This window comes from Xanthomonas sp. SS, from assembly GCF_014236835.1.
Classification (GTDB): domain Bacteria; phylum Pseudomonadota; class Gammaproteobacteria; order Xanthomonadales; family Xanthomonadaceae; genus Xanthomonas_A.
In genome coordinates, this window is record NZ_CP051190.1 from 4,616,145 (window position 1) to 4,628,485 (window position 12,341).

Annotated in this window: 8 protein-coding genes; 5 read left to right on the forward strand and 3 right to left on the reverse strand. The window is 69.2% G+C overall.

Features of this window, described 5'->3' with window-relative positions:
- Window positions 1–12: 12 nt before the first annotated feature.
- Complete coding sequence (locus tag HEP74_RS19550; protein WP_185814275.1) at window positions 13–1,536, reverse strand: peptide MFS transporter; 1,524 nt, start codon at window positions 1,534–1,536, stop codon at window positions 13–15.
- A 184-nt stretch (window positions 1,537–1,720) separates the two neighbouring features.
- Window positions 1,721–2,647: a tryptophan 2,3-dioxygenase gene (locus HEP74_RS19555; protein ID WP_185814276.1), complete on the reverse strand. Its 927-nt coding sequence runs from the start codon at window positions 2,645–2,647 to the stop codon at window positions 1,721–1,723.
- 166 nt (window positions 2,648–2,813) lie between these two features.
- On the opposite strand from HEP74_RS19555, the gene HEP74_RS19560 reads away from it, so the two are divergent.
- The 5 genes from HEP74_RS19560 to HEP74_RS19580 all read left to right on the forward strand — a co-directional run bounded on the left by HEP74_RS19560 (window position 2,814) and on the right by HEP74_RS19580 (window position 11,229).
- Entirely contained in the window at window positions 2,814–6,377 is a 3,564-nt protein-coding gene (locus tag HEP74_RS19560) for a lamin tail domain-containing protein (protein WP_185814277.1), read from the forward strand.
- Between the two features lie 900 nt (window positions 6,378–7,277).
- Window positions 7,278–8,366, forward strand: coding sequence for a pyruvate dehydrogenase (acetyl-transferring) E1 component subunit alpha (gene pdhA, locus HEP74_RS19565; protein WP_185814278.1), 1,089 nt, complete (start codon window positions 7,278–7,280; stop codon window positions 8,364–8,366).
- On the forward strand, window positions 8,359–9,438 hold the full coding sequence (locus HEP74_RS19570) for an alpha-ketoacid dehydrogenase subunit beta (RefSeq protein WP_179569237.1): 1,080 nt from the start codon (window positions 8,359–8,361) through the stop codon (window positions 9,436–9,438). The genes pdhA and HEP74_RS19570 overlap by 8 nt, the downstream gene beginning before the upstream one ends.
- 1 nt (window position 9,439) lies before the next feature.
- Window positions 9,440–9,790, forward strand: a complete 351-nt coding sequence (locus HEP74_RS19575) for an SH3 domain-containing protein (protein ID WP_179569239.1) — start codon at window positions 9,440–9,442, stop codon at window positions 9,788–9,790.
- Window positions 9,787–11,229 (forward strand): dihydrolipoamide acetyltransferase family protein, encoded by a 1,443-nt coding sequence (locus HEP74_RS19580; RefSeq protein WP_185814279.1) that lies wholly within the window; start codon window positions 9,787–9,789, stop codon window positions 11,227–11,229. The genes HEP74_RS19575 and HEP74_RS19580 overlap by 4 nt, the downstream gene beginning before the upstream one ends.
- Before the next feature lie 48 nt (window positions 11,230–11,277).
- On the opposite strand, the gene HEP74_RS19585 is transcribed toward HEP74_RS19580, so the two are convergent.
- On the reverse strand, window positions 11,278–11,820 hold the full coding sequence (locus HEP74_RS19585; protein ID WP_255427803.1) for a hypothetical protein: 543 nt from the start codon (window positions 11,818–11,820) through the stop codon (window positions 11,278–11,280).
- Between the last annotated feature and the right edge of the window lie 521 nt (window positions 11,821–12,341).

Consider the following 12,341-nt stretch of genomic DNA (forward strand, 5'->3'; position numbering starts at 1 on the left):
ATCTACCTCACGTCATTTGACACCGTGCATCAACTTGTTGATCAACGGTGCAATCAGGAACAACAACACACCCGAGCCGAGCAGGGCCCAGAAGCCGAAAGTGTAGCCCTTCAGCGCCGAGTCCACGGTCATGCCGGTCTCGCCGCTGACGCCCGCGGCGAAGATGCCGGACAGGTTGTTGCCGATCGCGGTGGACAGGAACCAGCCGCCCATCGCGAAGCCCACCACCTTGGTCGGCGCCAGCTTGGTGGTCATCGACAGGCCGATCGGCGACAGGCACAGCTCGCCCACGGTCTGGATCACGTAGACCATGAACAGGGTCCAGAACGGGATCTTGCCGGAACCGTCGACCAGCGAGGACAAGGCGAACATCAGCAGCGCGAAGGCCAGGCCGTTGAAGATCAGGCCCAGGCCGAACTTGCGCGGGATCGACGGGTTGGACGACTTCAGCGCCACCCACAGCCACACGAACACCGGGCCCAGCACCAGGATCGCCAGCGTGTTGACCGACTGGAACCAGCCGACCGGGAACATCCAGCCGCCCAGGTCGCGCTCGACGATGTTCTGCGCGAGGAAGTTGAACGAACTGCCGGCCTGCTCGAAGAACATGAAGAACATCACGTTGAACACGAACACGATCAGCATCGCGATCGAACGGTCGCGCGGCACGCGGCCCTCGCGGATGCCTTCGACCAGGATCATCGCGCACAGCGCCACGAACAGCGCGGTGAGGATCCAGCCGAGGATGCCGGCATCGATCAGCAGCAGGCCGTAGGCCACCGGGATCACCACCAGCGTCGCCAGCAGCACGCCGATGGTACGCCCCATGCCCTCGCCGCCGGCCGGCGGCCGGCCGACCGCGCCGAGCTGGCGGCGGCCGATCCAGAACCACACCAGGCTGATCAGCATGCCGATGCCGGAGGCGATGAACACGTACTTGTAGGCCGGCATCGCTTCGGTGCCGAACAGCTTGTCGGCCAGCAGGCCGGTCAGGATCGGCGCGAAGAAGCCGCCGGCGTTGATGCCCATGTAGAAGATGGTGAAGCCCGAATCGCGGCGCGGATCGTTGAGCGGATACAGCTTGCCGACCATGGTCGACACGTTCGGCTTGAACAGGCCGTTGCCGGCGATGATCGTGGCCAGGCCGATCTTGAACACCTCTTCGTTCGGCACCGCGATCAGGAACAGGCCCACCGACATGACCACCGCGCCGATCAACAGCGAGCGCTGGTAACCGATCAGCCGGTCGGCGACGAAGCCGCCGAACAGCGCCGAGGCGTAGACCAGCGCCAGGTAGGCGCCGTACAGCCGGTTGGCCGGGGCCTCGCCCGCGCCGGAGCCCTGGAAGAACTCGGCCACGATGTACAGGGTCAGCGCCCAGCGAATCCCGTAGAACGCGAAGCGCTCCCAGAATTCTGTCATGAACAGCATCCACAATGGCCGTGGATGGCCCAGCAGGGTCTTGAATTCGGGCGGTTGCGCTGGCGGCTGCGGCGGTGAGGCTGGGGGGTGCGACGCGACGTCGTCAACGCTCATGCGGTGTTCCCTTGCGTATTCAGTATGGGCTGGGGCGATTCCCGGCCGGGCCGGGGAACGGGCGAGCATCACCGACAGTTGGCGCTGGCGTCAAATTGGGTCGGGACTGGGGACCCGGGGGCTCGGGACTCGCAGGCGTTCCTCGACCTGAGCGCATCGCGTGAAAGCGGCACCCAAGCGCCTGCTAGGACAGCGGCGGCGCGCCATCGGGTCCCGAGTCCCGAGTCCCGAGTCCCGGCACGAGGTCGCGCCCGTCCGGCAGCCCCACCGAGGTGCGCACCTCGAACAATTCCGGGAAGAAGGTCAGCGCCAGCGCCTGCTGCAGGAAGCCCACGCCGCTGGAGCCGCCGGTGCCGCGCTTGAAGCCGATCACCCGCATCACCGTGCGCATGTGGCGGAAGCGCCACAGCTGGAACTGGGTCTCCAGGTCCACCAGGTCCTCGCACAGCGCATATTCGCGCCAGTAGCGGTCGGTGTTCTCGTAGATGCGCTCGAACACCGGCCGCAGCAGCGGATCGCTGACGTGCGGCTGGCGCCAGTCGCGCGCCCGGTACTGCTCGGGAATCGCATGCCCGAAGCGGGTCAGGTAGCGCAGGAATTCCTCGTACAGGCTGGGCGCTTCCAACACCGCCTGCAATGCCGCCTGGCCGTGCGGGTCGTGGCCGAACACGCGCAGCATCTGTTCGTTCTTGTTGCCGAGCAGGAATTCGATGGTGCGGTACTGCAGCGACTGGAAGCCCGAGGCCGGGCCGAGCACGTCGCGGAAGCCCATGTATTCGGACGGGGTCAGCGTCTCCAGCACCGACCATTGCTCGGTCAGCTGGCGCAGCACCTGCTTGCTGCGCGCCAGCACCTTGCGGCATTGCCAGACCTCGTCGCGCTGCAGGTGCATGATCGCCGCGCGCAGTTCGTGCGCCAGCAGCTTCAGCCACAACTCGGAGGTCTGGTGCTGGATGATGAACAGCATCTCGTCGTGGTGCGGCGGGTCCGACAGCGGCTGCTGCGCGGACAGCAGCTGATCCAGCCGCAGGTAGCCGCCGTAGGTGACGCGGCCTTCCAGGTCGGTATGGATGCCGGCTTCGAGCGGGCGCTGGTTCTGTTCGACGGGCATGGGCGGGGGACGGCGATCCGGGGCCGGCAAGGGTACCGCAGCGACGCCTGTCACATCCCGGTCAGCGGCGCGCGGCAAACTCGGGCAGAATCGAGCCGGCGCTTTGGGGAGCGTCGTCCGTCATCGCTGTCACTTGCGTCTTCAAGGATTGGGGAGAGTCTTCGTCATGCGAACCATGCTGCTTCGTGCTGCAGTGTTGTCGTGCGCGCTTGCCTGTGCCGGGACCGGCCAGGCCCAGGTCGTCATCAGCCAGATCTATGGCGGTGGCGGCAACAGCGGCGCCACCTACAAGAGCGATTTCGTCGAACTGCACAACAACGGCAACCAGGCGGTGAGCCTGGCCGGCTGGTCGGTGCAGTACGCCTCGGCCGCCGGCAGCAGCTGGCAGGTCACCACGCTGGCCGGCAGCATCCCCGCCGGCGGCTACTACCTGGTCAAGCAGGCCGACGGCAGCGGCGGCAGCACCGCCCTGCCGACCCCGGACGCCACCGGCACCACCGCGATGAGCGGCACCGCCGGCAAGATCGCGCTGAGCAACGCGGCGACCGCGCTGAGCGGCGCCTGCCCCGCCGGCAACGTCGATTTCGTCGGCTACGGCAGCAGCGCCAGCTGCGCCGAAGGCAGCGCGCCGACCGCCGCGCCGAGCAACACCCTGGCGGTGCTGCGCGGCAATGGCGGCTGCAGCGACAGCGACAACAACAACGCCGACTTCGCCACCGGCGCGCCGACCCCGCGCAATACGGCCGCGGCCGCCAACCTGTGCGGCGGCGGCAACCAGCCCGTGGCCAGCATGGCCAACATCAGCCGCGGCGAAGGCGACAGCGGCAGCACCGCGTTCGTGTTCACCATCGCCCTGAGCCAACCGGCCGGCAGCGCCGGGGTGAGCTTCCGCGTCGCCACCCGCGACGGCAGCGCCAGCGCCGGCAGCGACTACCAGGCCGTGGCCGCGACCGACGTGACCATTGCCGCCGGCGAAAGCAGCGCGCAGGTCAGCGTGCCGGTCAACGGCGACACCGCCAACGAACCCGACGAGACCTTCTACCTCGACATCACCGGCATCAGCGGCGCCCTGCCGGCCACGCTGACCGCCAGCGGGGTGATCCTCAACGACGACTTCAACCTGGTGCCGATCCACAGCATCCAGGGCAGCGGCGCGCGTTCGCCGCTGGTCGGACAGATCGTCGCCACCAGCGGCATCGTCACCGCGCGGCGCAGCGCCGGCTTCTTCCTGCAGGCGCCCGACGCCCAGGCCGACGCCGATCCGCAGACCTCCGAAGGCATCTACGTCTACACCGGCAGCGCGCCGCCGGCCGAGGCCGCGGTGGGCAATGCGGTGCGGGTGCAGGCCACCGTGCTCGAGTACGTGCCGACCGCCGACCCGACCCAGCCGCCGCTGACCGAGTTGGGCACCCCGACCGTACTGCTGCAGTCCACCGGCAATCCGCTGCCGGCCGCGGTGACGCTGACCACCAGCTTCCCCGACCCGAACGGCGCCTACGACCAACTCGAACGCCTGGAGGGCATGCGCGTCACCGTGCCCAGCCTGACCGTCAACGCGCCCACCGGCGGCAGCGTCAACGAGACCAACGCCAGCGCCAGCAGCAACGGCGTGTTCCATGCCGTGGTCACCGGCCTGCCGCGCGCCTGGCGTACCGCCGGCGTGCAGCAGCCCGACCCGCTGCCGGCCGGGTCCCCGGCCGACGTGCCGCGCTGGAACACCAACCCGCAGGTGATCGCGGTGGGCAGCGCCGGCCTCGGCGGCGAGCGCATCGACGTGGCCGGCGGCTGCGTGGTGCTCGGCGTCAGCGGCCCGCTGGACTACAGCTTCCGCCGCTACACGATCTATCCGGAAACCGCGCCGACCGTGCAATGCAACGGCGCCGACCAGCCCAAGCCGGCTCCGGCCCCGCAGGCCGACGACGTCAACGTCGCCACCTACAACATGGAGCGCTTCTTCGACGACCAGAACGACCCGGCGATCGGCGAACCGGTGCTGACCGCAGCCGCCTACCAGGCGCGGCTCAACAAGGCCTCGCTGGCGATCCGCAACTACCTCAACACGCCCGACATCCTGGGCACGGTGGAAGTGGAAAACCTGAGCGTGCTGCAGACCCTGGCCGCGCGCATCAACGCCGACGCGGTGGCCGCCGGCCAGCCCGATCCGCAGTACGTGGCGTACCTGCAGGAAGGCAACGACGTTGGCGGCATCGACGTCGGCTTCCTGGTCAAGACCGGCGCGGTCGGTGCCGGCATCGCCCGCGTCGAAGTGCTCTCGGTCAGCCAGGAAGGCAAGGCCACCACCTGGACCGAGCCGGCCGGCGGCAGCAGCCTGCTCAACGACCGCCCGCCGCTGCTGCTCAAGGCGATCGTGCATTTCGCCGACGGCCGCACGCTGCCGCTGACCGTGGTCGAGGTGCACCAGCGTTCGCTCAACGGCGCAGAGACCGACGACGCCAGCGGCCTGCGCATCCGCGCCAAGCGCCAGGCACAGGCGGTGTTCCTGGCCAACCTGCTGCAGGCGCGGCAAGCGGCCGATCCCGGCGAACAGCTGCTGGTGATGGGCGACTTCAACGCCTTCGAGTTCAACGACGGCTACGTCGATGCGATGGGCACGGTGACCGGCCTGCCGTCGGCCGACGCGCAGACCGTGGTCGACGGCGACGGCGCCGACCTGGTCACGCCGGACCTGTACAACCTGACCCTGCTGTCCACGCCGGACCAGAGCTATTCGTACGCCTACGACGGCAACGTACAGTCGCTGGATCACATCCTGGCCAACCGCGCGCTGATGAACTCGGCGCAGGTGGCGACGCTGAGCGAAGGCCACGCGCGGCTCAACGCCGACTTCCCAGCCACCGCGCGCAACGACGCCAACTCGCCGGCACGGCTGTCCGACCACGATCCGGCGGTGGTGCTGCTCAAGCTCAAGCCGCTGCAGCGCGCCGACCTGAGCGTGACCGCGAACGCGGCCAATGCCGCGGTCTACGCCGGCGACACCATCCGCTACAGCGTCGAAGCCGGTAACGCCGGCCCGGATGCGGCCCGCTTTGCCGCGGTCGCCTTCGCCCTGGACGCAGCGGTAACGCCGACCGTCACCGCCGCCCCGGGCTGGGACTGCGCCGCTCCGGACGTGGCCGCGCAGACCGTGGTGACCTGCACCACGACGCAGCTCGCCGCCGGCGCCGCGCCGCGCTTCGAGATCGCGGTGCCGGCCACGGCCGACCTGGTCGGGCGTACGCTGACCCTGGCCGCCTCGGTCGCCTCGCAGACCGAGGACCCAAATGGTGGCAATAACGGCGCCAGCGCCGCGGTGGCGGTGCAGGCCGCGCCCGCCGGCAACCTGGCGCTGCGCATCGACGGCCCGGCTACGCTGCCGTTGATCGCGTTCAGCGCCAACTACCGCATCGCCCTGGTCAACCACGGCAATGCGCCGGTCAAGCGCGCCAGCCTGAGCGTCAGCGGCAACACCCTGTCGGTGCTGTCGCTGCTGGTGCCGCCGCGCGGCTGGCAGTGCGTGCGCCAGGCCCACGGCCTGCGCAGCGCGCAATACCAGTGCAGCACCCGCGCCGACTTGGCGCCGGGCGCCAGCACCGCATTCACCCTGACCACGGCGACCCGCCCGCTGCCGGCCGACCGCAGCATCGTGATCGAAGCCAGCGCCAGCTCGGCCTCGCCCGACGCCGACCCGTCCGACAACGCCGCACGCTTCAGCACCCGCATCGGCCGCTGAGCGCAACCGCCTTCGGGCAGAACAAGGGCGCGGCCACAAAGCCGCGCCCTTTTCTTTTGCCAGCGCTCCTGCGTCCGCCATCTCCTGAGACTGCGTTAGCCCTCGAAGTCTGCGCTATCGAAGCCCCTCTCCCCCCGGGAGAGGGGTTGGGGTGAGGGTACGGCGCGAAGCGTCTCGCTGAGTTTGGGCGCACGAGGCTTCGCCCGTACCCTCATCCGCCCCTACGGGGCACCTTCCCCCGAAAAGGGGGCCATGGTCCCGATGGGAGAAGGAACAGCCGCCACCTCGCCCTCCATTCGAATGCAGCCTTCGCTCCCGCTTCGAGCCTTTCGCTGTCGCTCTTGAGCTATTGCTGTTGCTCTTGCTGTTGCCGTGAGCTGTCGCTCCTAAAACTTCCCGCCTTAAAGCGAGCCGAGCACCGCAGTGGCGAGCGGCCGAAGAGGCGCCCCTGTTTGAGCGAAGCGAGTTTGGGCGCCGTGCCGCTCGCCGCGAGGAGCGCAGGGCACCGGTGCGGCTGTATCGCACCGGCTCGTGTCGGGCGGGAGCGGTTTTGGTTACTTTTGCCAAGACAAAAGTGACTCGCGCCGACCGGCGCGAAAGCTCTTGATCTTGCTCTTGCCGTCGCCATTGCTTTTGCGCAATCGCTCGAACGCCACAGCAGCCGCCATCACGCCCAACCCCAAACGTCCACCGATGGACATCCGCAACCACCGCGCAGCCAACCACCGCAACGCAACAATCGCCCAAGTGAACGCCAGCAATGCGCAAAGCCCTCAAAGCGCAAGTTTTTGCTGCAATCCAGCAAGATACCGTGCTGCGGTGCAGGACGGCTTTTGTGCACGCCGTCCTTAACATGCCGAGTCATATCATTTGAAACTTGTTGTCGAGAGTGCCGCTGTCATGACCATCGCCGCCCAGTTCGAAATCGAATACCTGCAGTACCTCGACGCGGACGGCCAGCCGGCCCGCGACGCCCTCCCGGCCGACTCGGCCAACCCGCAGACCCTGCTGGCGCTGTTCAAGCAGATGCTCTACGTGCGCACCTTCGACAGCAAGGCCGTGGCCCTGCAACGCACCGGCAAGCTCGGCACCTACGCCTCCTGCCTGGGCCACGAAGCCACCCACATCGGCATCGGCGCCTCGATGCGCAGCGGCGACGTGCTGGCGCCCAGCTACCGCGAATACGGCGCCATGTTCATGCGCGGCGTGCGCCCGCGCGAAGTGCTGCTGTACTGGGGCGGCGACGAACGCGGCAGCGACTTCCTGCGCGATTCCGACGCCGCCAAGGACTTCCCGATCTGCGTGCCGATCTCCACCCAGTGCCTGCATGCCGCCGGCTCGGCGCTGGCGTTCAAGCTGCGCGGCGAAGGCCATGTCGCCGTCGCCACCTGCGGCGACGGCGGCTCCTCCAAGACCGATTTCTATGCCGCGCTCAATTCCGCCGGCGCCTATCAACTGCCGCTGATCCTGTGCGTGATCAACAACGGCTGGGCGATCTCGGTGCCGCGCGCGGCGCAGACCGGCGCGCAGACCCTGGCGCAGAAGGGCCTGGCCGGCGGCCTGCACTGCCTGCAGGTGGACGGCAACGACCTGATCGCGGTACTGGAAGCGATGCGCCAGGCGCGCGAGCGCGCGCTGAGCGGCCAGGGTGGCACGGTCATCGAATTCATGACCTACCGCCTGTCCGACCACACCACCGCCGACGACGCGCGCCGCTACCGCGACGAGACCGAGGTCAAGCAGGCCTGGGAGCGCGAGCCGCTGACCCGGCTGCGCACCTGGCTGACCGCGCAGGGCCTGTGGAACGAGGCCGAGGAAGCGGCGTGGAAGCAGGAATGCGCGCGCCTGGTCGACATCGAGGTCGATGCCTACCTGGCCACCCCTGTGCAGCCGGTGGAGGCGATGTTCGACTACCTGTATGCCGATCCGCCGCCGGACCTGCTCGCGCAGCGTGCCGATGCCATCGCCCTGGAGCAGCGCCATGGATGAGCTCAGCCCTCGCCTTGCCGACACGGCCGCCGCGCATGCGGCCGGCACCGCCCACAGCGCGGCCACAGCGCGCGGAGACCAGTCCATGACCAGCACCCCCATCACCCTGATCGAAGCCGTCACCCAGGCCCTGGCCTGGGAACTGCAGCACGACCCGTCGGTGCTGGTGCTGGGCGAGGACGTGGGCGTCAACGGCGGCGTGTTCCGCGCCACCGCCGGCCTGCAGCAGCGCTTCGGCGCGCAGCGCGTGCTGGACACCCCGCTGGACGAAACTACCATCGCCGGTCTGACCGTCGGCTTGGCCGCGCAGGGCATGAAGCCGGTGGCCGAGGCGCAGTTCGACGGCTTCGTCTATCCGATGGTCGATCACCTGATCTGCCACGCCGCGCGCCTGCGCAACCGCACCCGCGGCCGCCTGCACTGCCCGATGGTGCTGCGCGTGCCGTGGGGCGGTGGGATCCGCGCGCCGGAGCACCACAGCGAAGCCAACGAGGCCATCTTCACCAACGTGCCGGGCTTGCGCGTGGTGCTGCCGTCCTCGCCGCAGCGCGCCTACGGCCTGCTGCTGGCGGCGATCCGCGAGCCGGACCCGGTGATCTACATGGAACCCAAGCGCCTGTACCGCCAGTACAAGGAAGTGGTCGCCGACGACGGCGAGGCGCTGCCGCTGGACGTGTGCTTCGTGCTGCGCGAGGGCAGTGACGTGACCCTGGTCGCCTGGGGCGCGCAGGTCAAGGAAGCGCTGGAAGCGGCCGACAAGCTGGCCGCCGACGGCATCAGCGCCGAGGTCATCGACGTGGCCACGCTGCGCCCGCTGGACTTCGACACCATCGCCGAATCGGTGGCGCGCACCGGCCGCTGCGTGATCGTGCAGGAGGCCCCGCGCAGCGCCGGCTTCGGCGCCGAGATCGCCGCGCGCCTGGCCGAACAGTCGATGTACGACCTGGTCGCGCCGGTGCAGCGGGTGACCGGCTACGACACCCACATTCCCTTGTTCCGGCTGGAGATGAAATACCTGCCAAGCGTGGACAAGATCGTCGCGGCGGCCAAGCGTGCCGTCGCCGCAGGCTGACATGCAGGCGCGCCTGCTCAGCGACTACCGCGCCGCCTACCCGCACCCGATCCGCTTCGCCGCCGGCGAGCGAGTGGTGCTGGGCGTGCGCGACGAGGAATGGCCCGCGTTCGTCTGGACCACGACCGCGGCCGGCAACGCCGGCTGGGCGCCGCTGGCCTGGCTGCGCGCCACCGGCGACGGCCACGCCGAAGCGCTGCGCGACTACGACGCGCGCGAACTGGATGCCGTGCAGGGCGACACCGTGACCCTGCATTACGAATACGGCGACTGGTGGTGGGCCGAACGCGCCGATGGCGTGCAGGGCTGGCTGCCGGCGCGCGACCTGGAACTGCTGGAAGAGACCACATGAGCCAAACCAAGAATTTCAATCTGCCCGACCTGGGCGAAGGCCTGCCCGACGCCACCATCGTCGAATGGTTCGTCAAGGAAGGCGACACCATCCAGCTCGACGAGCCGCTGGTGTCGATGGAAACCGCCAAGGCGGTGGTCGAGGTGCCCTCGCCGGTGTCCGGCAAGGTGCTGAAGCTGGCCGGCGCGCCGGGCGACATCGTCGTCACCGGCAGCATGCTGGCGCAGTTCGCGCCCGACGCCAACATGCCGCAGCGCGCCGAAGGCCAGGACACCGGGCATCACCACGGTGGCGCCGCGCCGGCCAGTCCCGGCAAGGGCGCCGGCGCCGATGCGCCCGGCGACAACGACCGCGTCATCGCCTCCGACGACGGCGGCGAACTGCGCGATGCCGACGCGGCGCCAGGCGATGGCGCACGCGACGACGCCGGCACCGTGGTCGGCGCGATGCAGAGCTCCAACGCCGTGCACAGCGAGCGCAGCGTCTCGGTCGGCGGCGTGCGCGCGATGCCGGCGGTGCGCGCGCTGGCGAAAAAACTGGGCGTGGACCTGGCGCGGGTGCGCGCCAGCGGCGGCGACGGCGCAGTGACCCTGGCCGACGTAAAGCAGGCCGCCGCCGACGGTACAGCCGTTGTAGGAGCGGCTCCGGGTGGCCTCGGGCCATCAGCCGCGACCACACGCCAATCGCAAGCCGCGGCTGAAGCCTCTCCTGCACCGGCACCAACACCTGCAGCACCCTCGCGCACGCCACTGTCCACCACCGGCAAGCCGATGCGCACCCAGCCGCCCGGCACCACCGCGCACGGCCAGCCCGAGCCGCTCAAGGGCGTGCGCCGCAACATGGCGCGGGTGATGGCGCAGGCGCATCGCGAAGTGGTGCTGACCACGCTCAACGACGACGCCGACGTCCACGCCTGGGCGCCCGGCAACGACATGACCGTGCGCCTGGTGCGCGCGATCGTCGCCGCCTGCCAGGCGGTGCCGGCGCTCAATGCCTGGTTCGACGGCGACGCGCTGACCCGCACCCTGCACGCGCAGGTCGACATCGGCATCGCCGTGGACACCGACGACGGCCTGTTCGTGCCGGCGCTGCGCAATGCCGACATGCTCGACGCGCGTGGCATTCGCGAAGGCGTCAACCGCCTGCGCCAGCAGGTGGAGACGCGCAGCATCGCCGCCTCCGAACTGAGCGGCTACACCATCTCGCTGTCCAACTTCGGCATGTTCGCTGGCCGCTACGCCACGCCGATCGTGGTGCCGCCGTGCGTGGCGATCGTCGCCGCCGGCCGCGCCCGCCACCAACTGGTGCCGGTGATGGGCGGCGTGGAAACGCACAAGCTGCTGCCGCTGTCGCTGAGCTTCGACCACCGCGCCTGCACCGGCGGCGAGGCGGCGCGCTTCCTGCGCGCGATGATCGACGATCTGGCCCTGCCGGGCTGAGCGAACTGCGCCGCCGCCTCGCAACGAGGCGGCGGTGCTTGCCACCCATCAGTTGCGCTCGTCGAAGGCCTGGATCACCTGCAGCGCCACCTCGGCCACGCCGCGGGCCTGCTGCAACTGCACCAGCGCCGCATGCGCGGCGTCGACCGAGCCGTAGCCGATCACCGCGCTGCCGTCGATCGCCGAGGCGTAGACCAGGGTGCCGCCGGTCCGGTGCGCCAGCGCTTCGACCACCGCCGGCGTGGTGCCGAACAGCTTCAGCTTGGGCGCGACCAGCACGGTCTGCTCGGTCAGCTCGTTGATCGCCGCGGCCAGCCGTTCGTCCTGCCTGGACGGATCGCGCGACGCCGGCACTGCGTTGTGCGTATCGCGTCCGAGCAGGATCGCGTACGGGCCGATCTGTGCCACCACTCCGTCGGCGGCCGGCATCGTGCGCCGATCGCGTAGACCATCTTCGGCATGCAGCCGCACCACCGCGCCAGGAATCAGCCGATAGGTGGAATGGCCGAAGCTGAAACGCGCGCCGGTGGCGGCCTGCCGCAGCGCGCGGATATCCGGCGCCTGCGCCGACAGCGATGGCGCAGCCAGCACAACAACGGCGCACGCTATACCCAGCACACTGCGCGCGAGGCATCCGCGCAGACGACGGCGCGCCGCGGCGACGGGCCAACGCCGCTGCCGGTACGCGCGTACCGCCGCGGCGAACGCAGCCGAACTCGGCTGCAGGAGCGAAGAAGTCATGGCGTTGCGATCCCGGGGGAGGAAAGACACGCGTCGGCACCCAACACCGTGCCGACTAAACGCGGCCGATATATAGCAATCCGCACTCCACGACGGCAATCGCCAATCGTCCCAAAGGTGACTTGCCACGCATTTTGGATCGCTCGTGTCTACCGATTAACTGCATTCCCACCGCGAAGGCCGTACGCCAACCTTTTTACAGTACGCGAAAGTACGTAAATCAAGCTTCCGCACTGTGCGCAATTCGCCGGGAAACAGCTAATTTTCTGCAGTTTTCGCGACCTCCCAGCAACTCAGCTCGATCACACTGCAGCGCCGCTTGCGCATCTGCCGACTGAAGGCAGCCCGATTATCTTTTTCAGTGCTGTTAC